This window comes from Nocardia sp. NPDC050712 (genome assembly GCF_040654295.1).
Taxonomy (GTDB): Bacteria; Actinomycetota; Actinomycetes; order Mycobacteriales; family Mycobacteriaceae; genus Nocardia.
This window is the reverse complement of sequence record NZ_JBFAHT010000001.1, coordinates 859,560-875,129: the sequence shown is the minus strand read 5'-3', so window position 1 is coordinate 875,129 and position 15,570 is coordinate 859,560. Positions and strand designations below refer to the sequence as shown.

Genomic DNA, 15,570 nt, shown 5'->3' with positions numbered 1-15,570 from the left:
TGCGCCAGGCGATCAGCGCGGCTCGACACGCATCGTCAGCGCACCGGGCACGGCGGCGAACGCGGCGCGCAGCTCCGCGATCAACTCGGGTGTGCCGAAAGTGGTTCGGGCGGACCAGGTGTCGAGGGCGCAGTGGAACGCGGCGACGAGGATGTCCAGGGCCAGCCGGGCGTGCAGATCGTCGGTGAGACGCAGATCGCGGTGCAGGAGATCCAGGGCGCTGCGGGTGGTCTGGTCGCAGAACTGGAGGTTGTGGGCGGCCAGCGCGGGGGTGGTCCGGGCGAGGCCATGGCTGCGGGTCGCACGCCGCGGCCAGCCGTCGACGGCCGTTTCGCGGACGGCGGCCACGAGGGTGTCCTGGAGAAGATCCAGCAGCGTGCCGGTCGCCGGGGTGGCGTGGTCGAGGTGTGCCAGGAAGGCGGCCCACAGATCGTGCAGCGGGGCCATCGCCACCGCTTCCTTGCTGGGGAAGTTGCGGAAGAACGTGCGCTTGGAGATTTCCACGGCCGCGCACAGGTCGTCCAGCGTCGTGCTGTCGACGCCGCGCTCGGCGAACAGCTCCCCGGCGGTGTCGATCAGCGCTTGCCGGGTGCGCTGCTTCTTGCGCTCGCGCAGTGGCAGCGGCGGGGACGCGGCATCGGACATGGGACGCACTCTACCCAGCGAGTGCCTATCGTTGCCCTTTGCCTCTTGACCGCATTTGCCACTCAGTGGCACATTGATGACCGCACGCCGACCGGTGTGCACCACCCGCCCGAAAGGCGCCTTCGCTCATGCGCGCACTGCTCGTCGACCATGCCCAGCCGTCCGGCCTCCGGCTGGGCCAGGCCCCCGATCCCGAGCCCGCGCCGCATCAGGCCCTGGTCCGGGTGACCGCGACCTCGCTCAACGACGGCGAAGTACGGTTCGCGCTGAAGACCGCGCCCGCGGGCGCGGTCCTCGGCTGGGATGCCGCGGGCGTCGTCGAGCGCGCCGCCGCGGACGGCTCGGGCCCGGCGGCGGGCACGCCGGTGGTCACGCTCGGCATGGCCGGGGCCTGGGCCGAATTGCGCGCCGTGGACACCGCTCTGCTCGGGGTCGTGCCCGCGTCCGCCGACCTGGGCGCGATCAGCACGATCCCGGTCGCCGCGGCCACCGCGCTGCGCGCCCTGCACCGCCTCGGCCCGCTCCTGGGCCGCTCGGTGCTGGTCACCGGGGCCACCGGCGGAGTCGGGCGCTACACGATCCAGCTCGCCCGAATGGGCGGCGCGCACGTCATCGCGAGCACCGGCGACCCCGGCGCGCACGCGGGCACCCTGACCGCGCTGGGCGCCGACCGCGTCGTGTCCGGCCCGGCCGAGCTGGACACCGCGGTCGACGGCGTCGTCGACCTGATCGGCGGCCGCCAACTGGTCGAGGCCTTCCATTCCCTCAGCGAGACCGGCACTCTGGTCGCTGTCGGCCACTCCGCCGGTCAGGCCGAGCAGTTCGAGTTCGGCGACTTCTTCGGCGATCAGGGCCGCCACGACCGCTCGATCGTCACCTTCTTCCTGCTCTCCTGCGGCGGGCTGGCCCGCGACCTGACCTGGCTGGCCGGCCAGGTCGCCGCGGGCCGCCTCGATCCCGGCATCGCCTGGCGCGGTGACTGGTCGGACTTCGCCGACGCCGCCCGCCTGCTCGGGGAACGCCGCCTGCACGGCAAGGCGGTGCTCGAATTCCGTTAGGCCGTCAGGTCATCCACGGTCGGCGCGACGACACCGAACAGATCGGCGATGGTGGTGAGCGCCGCGGCTTGCAGTGCCGCGGCCGACAGGGCCGGGCCGCCGGGAGCCGGCAGCGCCCGGGTGGCGGTGGCCTCGGCGACCACCGTCGGGCGGTAGCCGAGGTTGAAAGCGCCCTGGGCGGTGAAGGTTACGCACATGTGGGTCATGAACCCGGCCAGCACGAGCTCGGGGCCGGCGCCGAGATCCTTCAGCGTCTGCTCCAGCTCGGTGCCGAAGAAGGCATTCGGAACCTGCTTCACCACCACGGGTTCGCCCGCGCGCGGGGCGACTTCGGCACTGATCGAGCCGATCTCGGCGCGGATGTCGTAGGGCGTACCTTCCCCGCCATCGTTGACGATGTGCACGATCGGGCGGCCGAGCTCCCGGGCCGCGGCCAGCAGCCGGGCGCCCGCGGCCAGCGCTTCTTCGGCGCCGGTCAACGCCATCACGCCGGTGCGGTAGGTGTTCTGGAAATCGATCAGGACGACGGTGGCCTCGGCCAGGCGGGGCAGCTGGTCGCCGAGACCGGAAACCTCACGCAGGGTGGCGGAGGGCGCGACAGTAGACACAACAATTCCTTTCATGGGGGTGGGGAATCCGTGGCCGGAACGGCTACGGCACAGGTACGGGCCTGGACTCAGGCGATGGTGCGGAAGCGGCGGCGATAGGCGCCGGGGCTGGTGCCCAGTTGTTTGCGGAAGGCGCGGTGCAGGGTCTCCACCGAGCCCAGGCCGACGGCGCCGCCGACCGCGGCCAGCGGTTCGTCGGTGGTTTCGAGCAGGCGCCGGGCGGCTTCCACCCGCGCCGCCTCTACATAGGCGGCGACGCCGGTGCCGGTCTCCTGCCGGAAGACACGCGTGAAATGCCGCTCGCTCAGCGACATTCGGGTCGCGAGCGCCGACACGGACAGGTCGTCGGTGAGATGTTCGGCGATGAACAGCCGCAGCTCGTCGATATCGCGGCGGGACGCGGCCGGGCGGCTCAGCGGCACGCTGAACTGACTCTGCCCGCCCTGGCGCTTCAGGTAGACCACCAGTTGCCGGGCCACCGCCAGTGCCAGTTCCTCGCCGTGGTCCTCGGTCACCAGCGCGAGTGAAAGATCCAGGCAGGCACTGATTCCGGCGCCGGTCCACACCCGGCCGGAGCGGACGAAGATCGGGTCGGGGTCGACCACGATCCGCGGATACTCCGCGGCGAGCTGATCGGCGGTGGACCAGTGCGTGGTCGCCACCTTGCCGTCCAGCAATCCCGCCGCGGCCAGCAGATGCGCGCCGACGCACACCGAGGCGAGGCGGCCGACCCGGGGGGCGACGGTCTCCAGCCACGCCACCACGTCGTGATCGATCAACGCCACCGGACCATTCGGGGAGGTCGCCACCGCGCCGGGCACGATCAGCGTGTCGATACCGCCGTCGACCTCCGCGAACGAGACATCGGTCAGCAGCCGGACCCCGGCCGAGGTGGTGACCGCGCCGCCGTGCGGGCTCACCAGCCGCACCTCGTAGCGGACCCGGCCGCCGCCTTCCCGATTGGCCAGCGCGAAGACCTCGGCCGGCCCGGTGACGTCGAGCAGGTCGACATCCGGGAAGACCGCGATCAGTACGCGATGGATCAGAGGCATGCACCCATCATCGACGCCCCCGCACGTGTCCGCAATGACGCATACCTGTCACATCCAGCCATGAATATCACTCCTGAGAGTGACTCCCGAAGTTCGCCCGGAGGAGGGATGTGCCCCGCTGCCTGCGTCCATAGGCTCGAAACATGATCGAAGCACGGAGTCTGACCAAGTTCTACGGCAAGACGCGCGCCATCCAAGACCTCACCTTCACCGTCGAACCCGGCCGCGTCACCGGGTTTCTCGGACCGAACGGCTCCGGCAAGTCGACCACGATGCGGTTGATCCTGGGCCTGGATACCCCGACCTCCGGCCAGGTCTCCGTGGTCGGGCGCCGGTACAGCGAACTCACTTATCCGCTGCATACCGTCGGCGCGCTGCTCGATGCCGGCGACGTGCTCGGATCGCGCTCCGCGGCCCAGCATCTGGCCTTCCTGGCCGCGAGCAACGGCATCCCGCGCCGGCGGGTCGAGGAGGTGCTCGATCGGGTCGGGCTCACCGATGTCGCGGGCAAGCGGGTCAAGGGCTTCTCCCTCGGCATGCGTCAGCGGCTCGGCATCGCCGCGGCGCTGCTCGGCGACCCCTCGGTGCTGATCCTGGACGAGCCGGTCAACGGCCTGGACACCGAGGGGATCCGCTGGATCCGGCAGACGCTGCGCGCGATGGCCGACGAGGGTCGCACGGTGCTGCTGTCCAGCCACATGATGAGCGAGACCGAACTGGTCGCCGACCACCTGCTGGTGATGAGCCGGGGAAAGCTCATCGCCGACGAGCCGACGGCGACCTTCGTCGAGCGCGTCGCGGAACCGACGGTGCGCGTGCGCAGCGCGGGCCTGCCGGAACTGGCCGAGGCACTGGGCGATCGCCTGGTGATCCGCGGCGATGTCGGCACCGTGCGCGGGACCCGGTCCCGCGAGATCGGGCAGATCGCGGCCGTGCGGGGCATCGTGCTCGACGAACTGACCCCGTTGCAGGCCTCGGTCGAGGACGTCTACACCCAATTGGTCACCGGCCAGCACACTTTCGCACCGCACGACCTGATGCAGGAGTCCGCATGAGCACCATCGTCGCCCCCCTCGCCCCGGTCCACGCCTGGTCCGCCCTGCGCTTCCAGGTGCAGTCCGAGCTGATCAAGGCCAGATCCGCGCGCGCCCTCTGGCTGCTCCCGCTGCTGGCCCTGATTCTCGGCCCGGCCAGCGCACTGCTGGTCGGGTTGTCGGACAGCCTCGAGGCCCACGACACGGTGCTCGGCGGATCCCTGACCGCGCTGACCTTGCCGGTGGCGGTGATCGGCGCGTGGGGCGCGCTCATGATGACCACCGAGTACTCCTCCGGCACCATCCGGCCGGTGCTCGCGGCGACCCCGCAGCGCGACACCGTCTTCGCCGCCAAGGTGATCACCACCGCCGCGATCTCCACCGTCGTCGGCCTGCTGTCCACCACCCTGGCCTACCTGGTCGGAATCGCCACCATCGACGCGTCGAAATACGCTGCGGGACAGCCATTCCCGGGCCTGCTCGGGATCTATCTGGTGTTCCCCGCGGTAGCCCTGTTCGGCCTGGCCATCGGCCTGATGCTGCGCAGCTCGGCCGGCGCCGTGGCCGCGGTGAGCGCCCACGTGGTGCTGCCGGAGGCCGCCTCGGCCACCGCGTTCGGCGAACTGCACAAACTGATGACGATCATGGCGCCGACCGCCGTGGTGGGAAAGCTGTCCCAGAGCGCCGACGCGGCCGATGAGCTCATCGGCGCGCTGGGCGGCTGGCCGCGCCTGGTGATCGTCATCCTGCTGACTCTCGGCGTACTGGTCGGGGGACGCCGAGCCCTGATCCGCAAAGACGTGTGAGAAATCCGCGCCGCAACTATCGGAGTAGCAGATGACCAAACCCGCTGGGCGAGCGATTGTTCGCCTCGGATACCAGATGCCCGACTTCAACTTCGGGGGAACCGTCGACAAGCTCTTCCCCACCGTGATCGCGCAGGCACAGGAGGCCGAGCGCGCCGGATTCGACACCGCGTTCCTGACCGATCACTTCTACCAGCGGTTCGGCCCGCCGCACGGGCCGACGCTGGAGGCCTACACCGCACTGGCCGGCATCGCGACCGCCACCGAGCGAATCCAGTTGTCCACCTTGGTAACCGGCAACACCTACCGCAATCCGGCGCTGCTGGCCAAGATCATCACCACACTCGACGTGGTCAGCCAGGGCCGGGCCATGCTCGGCATCGGCGCCGGCTGGTTCGAGCTCGAGCACAAGTCCTACGGCTACGAATTCGGTTCCTTCACCGAACGTTTCCAGAAGCTCGACGAGGCCCTGCAGATCATCACGCCGATGCTGCGCGGGCAGCGCCCGAGTTTCGAGGGCAAGTGGTATCGCGTCGCGAACGCCATCAACGAGCCGCGGGTGCGCGACGACCTGCCCATCATGCTCGGCGGCGCCGGCGAGAAGAAGACCTTCGCACTGGCCGCCCGCTACGCCGATCATCTGAGCATCGGCTGCGATGCCGCCGAACTGCCGGGCAAGCTGGCCGCGCTGCAGCAGCGCTGCGACGAGATCGGCCGCGACCGCGCCACCTTGGATGTCAGTTATCTAGCCTTCGTCGCCATGGACGAGTCACCCGACCGCGCGCACCGGGCGGTCGACGAGATGTTCGCCGGCCGGGTCGGTGATCCGTCGAAGGTGGACCGGGTCCGGGCCGGCATGGCCGGCAAGCTGTTCATCGGCGGGCCGGACGAGGTCGCCGGCCGGCTCCAGGAGCAGGTCCTCGATCTCGGCGTCGACGGCCTGGTCATCAATATGGTCGCCAACGGCCATCAGCCCGGCGTTGTCGAACTGGCCGGAAACACCCTGGCCCCCTTGGTGACAACTCGGTGAAACCACGAATGTCTCGGCGCTGAAACGGCGCCGAGACATTCGTTCCGAAAGACATTGCAGCACTTGGGCGCCCGCGCACGGCGGTTGACTGCCCAACAGTCCGAAATGTATAGTCCGGCCCACAGGTTGAGTCCCAGACAGTGGACTGTGTGAATTACGAACCGCGCGAATCCACAACAACCAAGAAAGGGTCCGTCGCATCGATTCGCGGCTAGCCCTCGACACGAGAGGAATGAGCCGCTTGTCTACATTTAAGCTCAGCCCCACGTCGTATCTGGTTCTAAGCTTGGTGGCACGAACCGGCCCCTGCACACCATTCGACATCAAAAAGCACGTGGACCGCTCGATCGGATTCTTCTGGTCTTTCCCCCACTCTCAAATCTATGCCGAACCCGAGCGCCTGGCGGAGAAGGAACTACTCTCCGGATATCAGGAGCCGACAGGCCGGCGCCGGCGAATTTATAGTATCACCGATCTCGGCCGGGCACGACTCGACGAATGGCTGTCGCACAGCTCCGACGCACCGACGCACGAACTGCGGGACAGCGGCTTATTGAAACTCTATTTCGGTAGTTTGTCGGACCCGGCGGACGTCGCGAAAGTCGCCGCCGCCGAGAAGTCCGCGCACCAGCAACGCCTGGACCGCTACCGCACCGCGTACACCTCACTGTCCGGAACTCCGGAAAGTGACGCCAACGAGTTGCTGGTGCTGGAATTCGGGATCCGATACGAGAGCCTCGCGGTGGAATTCTGGGACGGCATCCCGGGCCGCGGTCAGGACGCGCGCAACTCGGCATCCGCGCCCGAGTTCGCCGCGCCGACAATGGCCTCGATACGCCGGGCCTCACCCGCGGAATAGCAGGCCACCTCGGGATAGGCGCGCTTGCAGAGACCGGTGAGCACGCGCCCCGGACCGACCTCGAGAAATGCGTCGATGCCGTAACCGAGCACCGTGGTCAGCGTTTCACTCCATCGCACAGATCCGGCGAGCTGGACCCGCAACGCCTCGCGCGCGTCCGCCCCGGTGCACACGGGTCGCGCGGTGACGTTCGCGATGATCGGCAGCACCGGATCGGCGAAACGCACCCGGGCCAGGTCCGCAGCGAATTCCGCTTCCACCGCCGCCATCATCGAGCTGTGGAACGGCGCACCGACCTTGATTCGCTTCACCTTCACCGCCGGATCGGCGGGCGCCAGGGCCCGGGCACTGAACTCGGCCACCCCGGGCACACTGCCGGACACCACGGTCTGATCGGCGCTGTTGTAGTTCGCGACCTCGACGATCTCAGCGGTCTCAGCGCGCACCGCCGCGCAGATTCGCTCGACCTCGGCGGCGGGCAGCCCGAGCGCGGCCGCCATCGCACCCGGCGTCGATTCGTTCACCCCGGCCATCAGCATGCCCCGGCGCCGGACCAGCGCGAGCGCGTCGGTCCAGTCCAGGACGCCGGCCGCGACCAGCGCGGTGTACTCGCCGAGGCTGTGGCCCGCGACCACCAGCGGCGGTGGCAATGTCTCGGCAAGCACCCGGTAGGCGGCGAAACCCGCGAGGAAAACGGCCGGCTGCGTGATGTCGGTGCGCTCCAGCCGATCCTCCGGGCCCTCCCAGCACAGCCGGGAGAGCTCGAATCCGAGAATGTCATCGGCGGTCTCGAATATCGGCGCGACCAGATCCGGATAGGCATCGCGGAGATCGCGGCCCATCCCGATCCGCTGCGAACCCTGGCCGGGAAACAAGTACGAAGCATGCATTTCGAAAACTCCATCGAGAAATACGGGTATACCAGGAAACCCGAAGAATCCGGGCCCGCGATGGACGCCATCGGTTTGTCGCGGCATCGGGGCCATCCCCACGTTTGCGATTATGCGCGCAAACGGCGGCTATTTCATCCGGCGAGTGGCCTCCATCACTGTCATACCCACATAGTCGCCCGACCGGTTTGGTTTTCCGAGTACATCTACTGATACAGATCGGTGAACATCACATTTCGCACTTCGGCAACGGCCGTTCGAAATAGGCATCCGGCAAACTTCGGGGTCACCCGCGAGGGGTAGCCACGATTATGCGGACTGCCTGGGAATTCACCGGAATTAATCGTGTGCGATTGGTGGAAAATGGCGCTTCCGGCGACTTTTCAATGACCCGAATTTGTGTGACCAGCGTCACTGTTTGGTCAGTTGCACAGCGTTGTGGCGAGCTGGATCATCGGTTTCGGAAAGTGTGGATCCGATCGTTCGATCCGGACGGTGCCGCACTTCCGAGAGCAGTGCTCCGGGGAGTATGTATGTCATCAATTCACACCGGCCGCGCCGCATTGGTCACCGGCGGATCGGGCGGGATCGGACAGGCAATTTGCCGTCGGCTGGCCGCGGAGGGCGCATTCGTCGCCGTCAACTACTTTCGCGGTGAACAGGCCGCGAAAGAGGTCGTCGCGGAAATCGAGCACAACGGCGGAAAAGCCATCGCGGTACAGGGCGACGTCGCCCGGCCGGACGAGGCCGACGCCGTCATCCAGGAGACCCTGGCACAGGCCGGACGTCTCGACATCCTGGTCAACAATTGCGGCATCACGCGCAACCGGCTGATCATGCAGATGGACGAACCCGATTGGCTCGAGGTCATGCGGGTCAACTTCGGCGGGGTGTTCAACTGCACCCGGGCCGCCGCGGCCGCGCTCACCCAGCAGGACGGGGCGGCCATCGTGAACGTCTCCTCCGTCATGGGCGAGCGGGCCTGGCTCGGCGCCTCCGCCTACGCCGCCTCCAAGGCGGCGATCAACTCCTTTACCAGGGCCTCCGCGCTCGAATTCGCCAGATTCGGGATCCGGGTGAACGCCGTGCTCCCCGGTTTCGTGGAGACCGAGATGATCGCCGACGTCCTCGGCGGCGGCAACGGCGCCGGCATCATCGGCCAGGTACCCGTGCCCGGCGCGACCTCCGTCGAGGAGGTCGCCGAGCTGGTGTCCTTCCTCGCGGCCACCCACACCAGGCACCTCAGCGGCGCGTTGATCCCGATCGACGGAATGGGCGGGGGCACTTTGCTCCTGGGCAAGCCGCTCAAGAAGACCACCCGCCACTAGTAATCCGCACACCACAGATAGAGGGAACAACCATGTCCGAAACCAGTGTCATCGATACCGTCCGCGAGATCGTGGCCGAGGCCGTCGCCCTCGACATCGACGAAGTCGAAGCCGACGCAACGCTTTTCGGGGAGGTCGGCGCCGAGTCGATCGATCTGCTCGACATCCTGTTCCGGATCGAGCGCCGGCTCGGCGTCAAGATCACCACCAACGAGCTGAGCGAGCGGATCCAGGGCGGCATCCCCGACGCGCAGTTCGGCACCGAGGACGGCGTCGTCTCCGATCTCGGCCTGGCGCAGCTGGAAAAGGTGATGCCCCAGATCGATCCGGCCGAGCTGAGCGGGAAGCTGCCCGCCGAGGACGTGATGAACCTGTTCACCGTGCGCAACCTGGCCGACCTGGTCTCGCCCCAGGTCGGCGTGGCGAGCTGACGCGGGTGCCGCCATGAGATTCCATCTGGTCGATCGCATCGACACGCTCGAACCGTGGACCCGCATCGAGGCGGTCAAGCGCACCAGTTCCAGCGAAAAGTACTGGGCCACAGATGATTCCGGACATCAATACATGCCGCTACCGATCCAGCTGGAAGTGCTCGCGCAGAGCGCGGCCTGGCTGGTCTATCTGAGCACCGACCGCAAGCACCGCGCCGTGCTCCTCTCGGTCGGCGCCGCGCTCGCGCGGTCGCGGGTCGGCCCCGGCGACGACATCCTGGCCGCGGCCGACATCCGGTCGGCCGGGGACACCATCGTCGTCTCCGGTCACCTGCGGGTCGGCGACCGGACCGTCCTCGAAGTCGAGGACCTGATGTGCGCGCTGATCGACGCCGACGTGCTCGAAGACGCCGCGTCGGTGCGCGACCGCGAGGAAATCCTGCGAAGTGGGGAACGCTCATGAACAACAAGGTGGTCATCACCGGTATCGGCGCGGTCACGCCGGTGGGCAATACCGCACCGGATACCTGGTCCGCGCTGGCCGCGGGACGCAGCGGGGTCGGGCGGATCGAGACCTTCGATCCCGGTTCGTTCTCGGTGCAGATCGCCGGGATGGTGCGCGACTTCCGGCCCGCGCCCGAGCTGATTCCCACGCAGCGGTGGGAATTACTCACCCGGGCAGGCGGATTCGGCGTCGTCGCGGCGGCGGAGGCGATGGCGGAGGCCGGCGACGTCGCCGGGCATCACGCCCCGGAGCAGCGCGGGGTCTTCGTGGGCGGGCACGTCGGCCGGCCCGAAGCCGCCGAACTGGCGCAGATCGGGCTGACCCGCGACCGCAGCGACGGCGCCGAGATCCATCGCCGCGATCCGGACAGCACCCTGCGCTGCGATCAGGGCATCGATCTCGCGGCTATCGCGGAGGTGGGCGGCTGCCGCGGACCGATCAGCGGGATCAGCACCGCGTGCGCGTCGGCCACCCACGCGATCGGGGAGGCGTTCCGGCGCATTCAGGCCGGTGAGATCACCATGGCGATCGCGGGTGGTCAGGACGCGCTGACCACCTGGCTCGACGTCTCCGGGTTCGCCTTGCTCGGCGCCCTCACCACCGGATACAACGACGATCCGACCAAGGGGTCCAAGCCGTTCGACGCGAACCGGGACGGCTTCGTGCTCGGCGAGGGCTCGGTGCTCATGGTGCTGGAGGACGAGCGGATCGCGCTGGCCCGCGGCGCGCGGATCCTCGGGCGGGTCAGCGGCTACGCGGCGACCATGAACGCCTACCGGATCACCGATTCTCCGCCGGACGGCGGCGGTTCGATCACCGCGATGGCCAACGCGATCGCCGACGCCGGCGTCGTCCCGGACGCCGTCGACTGTGTCTACGCGCACGGCACCAGCACGCCCGGTAACGACACCTCCGAGACCGCGGCCATCAAGCAGGTCTTCGGCGCACACGCCTACGACCTGCTCGTCACCTCGCCCAAGTCGATGACCGGGCATCTGACGGCGGGCGCGGGCGCGCTCAATGTGCTTGCCGCACTGCGGGCCTTCGCCGACGGGCTGGTGACGCCGACGATCAACTACACCGAACCCGATCCGAAGCTGGATCTGGACTACGTCCCGAATCAGGCACGCACGGCGGATGTTTCGGTCGCCGTGGTCAATTCGTTCGCCTTCGGCGGGACCAATGCCTCGCTGCTGCTGGAGGCGTCATGACCGTCGACAGCATTCTGTCCGCCCCGCGCTGGACCGGCCAGTTGCGGGTGCCGCCCGACGACCTCGCGCTGGCGGGCGGGCTGTGCCTGGACCGGATCGTCGAATTGCACGTCGGCGCAAGAGCGGTCGCGCTGGCGAACGTGCCGCACACGCTGACCGTGTTCGACACCCACTTCCAGCGCTTCCCGGTGCTGCCCGGAGTGCTGCTGCTGCACGGGCTCTCGAATCTGGCCGACACGCTGCTGGCCGCGACGGTGGGCGGGCAGTGGCAGCTCGCCGCCACCCGCGGGGCGCAGTTCCGCCACTACGTGCGCCCCGGCGATCAGCTCCGGCTGGCGGTGGACCTGCGCACCCGCGACAGCGCGCACGCGGTGCTGTCCGGCCGGATCACCTGCGGCGACACGGTTGTCGTCCGGGTGCGTGAGCTGGCCCTGATCAACCACTCGACTCCAGCTAAGGAAGTCCCATGAATCGCGTTGTGATCAGCGGCATCGGCGTGGTGTCGCCCCTGGGTGTCGGTTTCACCCCGACTTGGAAGGCGCTGCTCGCCGGGCACAGCGCGGTGCGGCGCATCCAGCGCTACGACCCGTCCTCGCTGCGCACCCGGATCGGCGCCGAGGTGGCCGACTTCGACGCCAAACCCTATGTGCGCAACCGGAAGTCGCTGCGCCTGATGACACGGGCGAACCAGCTGGCGCACACCGCGGTGCGGCTGGCCACCGACGAGGCGCGGATCGATCCGGCGACACCCGGCAACGACACGGTCGGGGTGTTCCTGGCCAGCGAGAACCAGATCGCCGATCCACGGCACGTGCTGGAGGCCACCGTCCAGGCACGCAACGACGACGGCACCATCGATATCGAACGTCTCGGCAAGGAAGCCGCGGAGATGTATCCGCTGTTCTTCGTCGAAGGCCTGCCGTCGGCCGAAATGTTCTTCCTCTCCGACGAATTCGGGTTCGCCGGGCCCAGCGCCTTCCAATCCGGCGCCGGCGACGCCGGGGTCAGCGCGATCGGAAACGCCTATCGCGCGGTGGCGCGGGGCGATACCGAGGTCGCGGTGGCCGGCGCCTTCGACGACGCGGTCTCCTGGTGGTGCGCCTCCAAGCTGGACCGGCTCGGCCTGCTCACCGCCGACAGCGACCCCGGCGCGGTCCGCCCCTACGACCGGTCGGCCGGCGGCACGGTACTCGGCGAAGGCGCCTGTGTGCTGGTGCTGGAGACCTACGAGTCCGCCCTGCGGCGCGGCATCCAGCCGTACGCGGAGGTCGTCGGGTTCGGCGGCGGCTGGGAACCGGTGCCGCCCGGGCAGATCTGGGGTGACGGCAGCGCGGTGGCCACCTCGGTCCGGTCCGCGCTGCGCGAGGCCGCGATCGAGGGCACCGAGGTCGGCTACGTCGCCGCGGACGGGGCGGCGGTGCCGCGCGCGGACGCTGCCGAGGCCCGTGGTCTGCGCACCGCGCTCGGCGCCGGCGCGGACACCGTGCTGGCCAGCAGCGTGCAACCAGCTGTCGGCCAATTGCTGTCCGCCGCAGGCGCTTTGAATGTCGCCCTGGCCGCCGCTGCACTGCGCGACGGCGCGGTGCCGCCGACCCTCAACCTCGAGCACGCGGGCGCGGACTGCGACCTGGACTGGGTGCCCGGCACCGCGCGCGACCTCACCTCCGACTACAGCGTCGCGATCGGCCGGGGCCTGTCCGGCCAGTCCGCGGCGCTGGCCCTCAAGCGCATCTGAATCGAACAGGAGTCCGTCGTGATGAAACGAGAAGAATTCGAGCCCGCGCCGATGCAGACCGTCGTCGTGGTCGCGGTCGGCGCCGTGACCTCCCAGGGCGACACCGCGAAGGCGCTGTGGGACGGCGTCAGCACCGGCCACGTCGCGATCCGTCCGGTCGAGCACCTGCCGATGACGGAGTACCGCACCCGGATCGGCGGCGAGGTGCGCTCGCCCGTGCCGCCGTCACCGGTGGCGGCCACGGTCGGCGGATTCCGGGACCGCGCTTTCGATTTCGCGTTCGCGGCCGCCCAGGAGGCGATGGACGCCGCGCACACGCTGGTCTCCGGCGTCGCACCGGAGCGCCGCGCGGTCGTCCTGGGCACCTGCAACGCCGGGCTGCTCAGCACCCTGGAGTGGCTCGGCGACGGCAGCGGCAACGGCGCCGCGAAGCTGGCGATGTTCGGCCCGCCGCAGGCGATCGCCGAGTCGCTGGCGGCCGAATTCCAGTGCCAGGGACCGACGCTGTCGGTGAACACGGCGTGCGCGGCCGGCGCGAACGCGATCGGCTACGCGGCCGATCTGATCGCTTTCGGCCGCGCCGACATCGTGCTGGCCGGCGGCACCGACGCGCTCTCGGATGTGGCCTACGCGGGCTTCAACTCCCTGGGCTCGCTGTCCCCCACCCCGGCGGCGCCCTATCAGGACAAGCGCACCGGGCTCTCGCTCGGTGAGGGCAGCGGCATGCTGGTGCTGGCCCGGGCCGACCTGGTGGCCGCGGCCGATATCGAACCGCTCTGCGAGATCAAGGGATATGGGCTCTCCGCGGACGGCTATCACCCGACGGCCCCGCGGCCCGACGGCACGGGCGCGGCCCGCGCGATCCGCGCCGCCATGGAGTGGTCGGGCCTGGCCGACGACGAGATCGGCTACATCAACAGCCACGGCACCGGCACGCCGCGCAACGACAGCGCCGAAGCCAAGGCGACCCGGCTGGCATTGCGCGCGGCCGCCGACTCGGTGCCGGTGAGCAGCTCCAAGTCCATGATCGGGCATCTGCTCGGCGCGGCCGGCGCGGTGGAGGCGATCATCACCGTCGGCGCGCTGGGCAATGGTGTCCTCCCGCCGACCGCGAATCTCGTGGTGCCCGACCCCGAGTGCCGCCTCGACCACGTGGCCATCGAGCCGCGCGTGTGCCGCCCGCGCAACGCGATCTCGAACAACTTCGCGTTCGCCGGCGCGAACGCGAGTGTCGCCTTCGCCGACCGCCCGACCAGTGTCGTCCGGCCGGCGGCGAAGGTGACCCGGGTCGCGCTGACCGGCGCGGGTGCGGTCGGCGCCGCCGGCGTCGGCCTCGAGGCGGCGCTGCGGGCGCTGGCCGAGGGCCGCGATTGCGCCCGGATCGAGGACGGGATGCGGCTCGGGCGCATCGAGACCGATCCGGCCGAGCATCTGACCCGGCGCGAGGCACGCCGGATGGACCGGCTCGGGCTGCTGTCCACCTTCGCCGCGAGCCAGGCGGTGCAGGCTGCGGGCCCGGACCTGATCGCCGACGATCCGACCCGGGTCGGTGTCGTCTTCGGCACCGGACTCGGGCCCATGCAGGCGATGGAGCAATTCGTCCGGCCGCTGCGCGAGGAAGGCGCGGCCGCGGCCAATCCCGCGGTCTTCCCGAACACCGTGTACAACGCGGCGGCGGGCAGTGTCGCCACGCTGCTCGGGGCGCTCGGCCCCACCTCGACGGTCACCGCCGGGCATGCCGCCGGGGCGAATGCCCTCTGCTACGGCTACGACCTGGTGTCGGTCGGTCGCGCCACCGCGATCCTGGCCACCGCCGCGGACACGCTCACCGCGCTGGTCGCGCTCGCCTACCGCCGCCTCGGGATCCCGATGGGCCCCGAGGACGCCTTCACCCTCGGCGAGGGCGCCGCCACGGTCGTCCTAGAGAGCGCCGACAACGCGCGCCGCCGCGGCGCCACCGTCTATGCCGAGGTGCTCGGGCACGCTTCGGCCTCCGACGCACTGGGTGTCGGCCGCACCGATCCGCAGGGCGCGGGCAGTGCGCGCGCCATGCGGGCCGCGATCGCCAACGCCGGACTCGGGGTATCCGATATCGCCCAGGTCTGGACGAACGAGGTCGGCTGGCCGGCCATCGACGACCCGGAGCGGCTGGCGCTGGATCGCGTATTCGGCAGTTCGGGGCCGCAACGCATTTCGGCGAAGCGCGCGCTGGGCGAGCAGATCGGTGTCGGCGGGCTGCTGGCGACGGCGCTGGCCGCGTTCCATCCCGACCGGCCCCGCGACGGCGCGGTGCTGGTGAACAGCTCCTCGCTCGGCGGCACCCATTTCAGCATCGTGCTCGCGCCGAGCTGATCGAGAAACACGAGAGACCAAGGACA

Annotated in this window: 16 protein-coding genes; 12 read left to right on the top strand and 4 right to left on the bottom strand. The window is 69.5% G+C overall.

Translation table 11 applies throughout. From position 1 onward, the window contains the following. Positions 1-12: 12 nt before the first annotated feature. A complete protein-coding gene (locus AB0H76_RS04165) occupies positions 13-645 on the bottom strand; it encodes a TetR/AcrR family transcriptional regulator (RefSeq protein WP_357317121.1) in 633 nt (210 codons plus the stop codon). Positions 646-773: 128 nt separating this feature from the next. Here AB0H76_RS04165 and AB0H76_RS04160 point away from each other — a divergent pair, with 128 nt between their 5' ends. Beyond that, positions 774-1,703, top strand: a complete 930-nt coding sequence (locus AB0H76_RS04160) for a zinc-binding dehydrogenase (protein WP_357317118.1) — start codon at positions 774-776, stop codon at positions 1,701-1,703. Here AB0H76_RS04160 and AB0H76_RS04155 read toward each other — a convergent pair. After that, positions 1,700-2,311, bottom strand: a complete 612-nt coding sequence (locus AB0H76_RS04155) for an isochorismatase family protein (protein WP_357317115.1) — start codon at positions 2,309-2,311, stop codon at positions 1,700-1,702. The two genes, AB0H76_RS04160 and AB0H76_RS04155, sit on opposite strands and share 4 nt — an antisense overlap. Positions 2,312-2,379: 68 nt before the next feature. Continuing rightward, positions 2,380-3,363, bottom strand: coding sequence for a helix-turn-helix domain-containing protein (locus AB0H76_RS04150; RefSeq protein ID WP_357317112.1), 984 nt, complete (start codon positions 3,361-3,363; stop codon positions 2,380-2,382). Positions 3,364-3,506: 143 nt separating this feature from the next. On the opposite strand from AB0H76_RS04150, the gene AB0H76_RS04145 reads away from it, so the two are divergent. The 4 genes from AB0H76_RS04145 to AB0H76_RS04130 all read left to right on the top strand — a co-directional run bounded on the left by AB0H76_RS04145 (position 3,507) and on the right by AB0H76_RS04130 (position 7,092). Beyond that, a complete protein-coding gene (locus AB0H76_RS04145) occupies positions 3,507-4,418 on the top strand; it encodes an ATP-binding cassette domain-containing protein (protein ID WP_357317110.1) in 912 nt (303 codons plus the stop codon). Further along, complete coding sequence (locus AB0H76_RS04140) at positions 4,415-5,203, top strand: ABC transporter permease (protein WP_357317108.1); 789 nt, start codon at positions 4,415-4,417, stop codon at positions 5,201-5,203. The genes AB0H76_RS04145 and AB0H76_RS04140 overlap by 4 nt, the downstream gene beginning before the upstream one ends. 76 nt (positions 5,204-5,279) lie before the next feature. Next, complete coding sequence (locus AB0H76_RS04135) at positions 5,280-6,233, top strand: LLM class F420-dependent oxidoreductase (RefSeq protein WP_357317105.1); 954 nt, start codon at positions 5,280-5,282, stop codon at positions 6,231-6,233. A gap of 232 nt (positions 6,234-6,465) precedes the next feature. After that, complete coding sequence (locus AB0H76_RS04130) at positions 6,466-7,092, top strand: PadR family transcriptional regulator (RefSeq protein WP_357317102.1); 627 nt, start codon at positions 6,466-6,468, stop codon at positions 7,090-7,092. Here AB0H76_RS04130 and fabD read toward each other — a convergent pair. Continuing rightward, complete coding sequence (gene fabD / locus AB0H76_RS04125; protein WP_357317100.1) at positions 7,008-7,982, bottom strand: ACP S-malonyltransferase; 975 nt, start codon at positions 7,980-7,982, stop codon at positions 7,008-7,010. The two genes, AB0H76_RS04130 and fabD, sit on opposite strands and share 85 nt — an antisense overlap. A gap of 533 nt (positions 7,983-8,515) precedes the next feature. Between fabD and AB0H76_RS04120 the strand changes: the two genes are divergently transcribed. From AB0H76_RS04120 to AB0H76_RS04090, 7 genes are read left to right on the top strand one after another with little or no spacing between them, the layout of a single operon-like run. Continuing rightward, the gene (locus AB0H76_RS04120; protein ID WP_357317098.1) at positions 8,516-9,310 is read left to right on the top strand and encodes an SDR family NAD(P)-dependent oxidoreductase; all 795 of its coding nucleotides are present in this window, start codon (positions 8,516-8,518) and stop codon (positions 9,308-9,310) included. 32 nt (positions 9,311-9,342) lie between these two features. Next, a complete protein-coding gene (locus AB0H76_RS04115) occupies positions 9,343-9,741 on the top strand; it encodes an acyl carrier protein (RefSeq protein ID WP_357317093.1) in 399 nt (132 codons plus the stop codon). Between the two features lie 13 nt (positions 9,742-9,754). Beyond that, positions 9,755-10,204, top strand: coding sequence for a hypothetical protein (locus AB0H76_RS04110; protein ID WP_357317091.1), 450 nt, complete (start codon positions 9,755-9,757; stop codon positions 10,202-10,204). Continuing rightward, entirely contained in the window at positions 10,201-11,457 is a 1,257-nt protein-coding gene (locus tag AB0H76_RS04105; RefSeq protein ID WP_357317088.1) for a beta-ketoacyl-[acyl-carrier-protein] synthase family protein, read from the top strand. Before AB0H76_RS04110 ends, AB0H76_RS04105 begins: the two co-directional genes overlap by 4 nt. Then, complete coding sequence (locus AB0H76_RS04100; RefSeq protein WP_357317085.1) at positions 11,454-11,927, top strand: hypothetical protein; 474 nt, start codon at positions 11,454-11,456, stop codon at positions 11,925-11,927. The genes AB0H76_RS04105 and AB0H76_RS04100 overlap by 4 nt, the downstream gene beginning before the upstream one ends. Beyond that, positions 11,924-13,192: a beta-ketoacyl synthase N-terminal-like domain-containing protein gene (locus AB0H76_RS04095; protein WP_357317083.1), complete on the top strand. Its 1,269-nt coding sequence runs from the start codon at positions 11,924-11,926 to the stop codon at positions 13,190-13,192. The genes AB0H76_RS04100 and AB0H76_RS04095 overlap by 4 nt, the downstream gene beginning before the upstream one ends. 21 nt (positions 13,193-13,213) lie before the next feature. Next, positions 13,214-15,544: a beta-ketoacyl-[acyl-carrier-protein] synthase family protein gene (locus tag AB0H76_RS04090; RefSeq protein ID WP_357320374.1), complete on the top strand. Its 2,331-nt coding sequence runs from the start codon at positions 13,214-13,216 to the stop codon at positions 15,542-15,544. Positions 15,545-15,570: the final 26 nt, after the last annotated feature.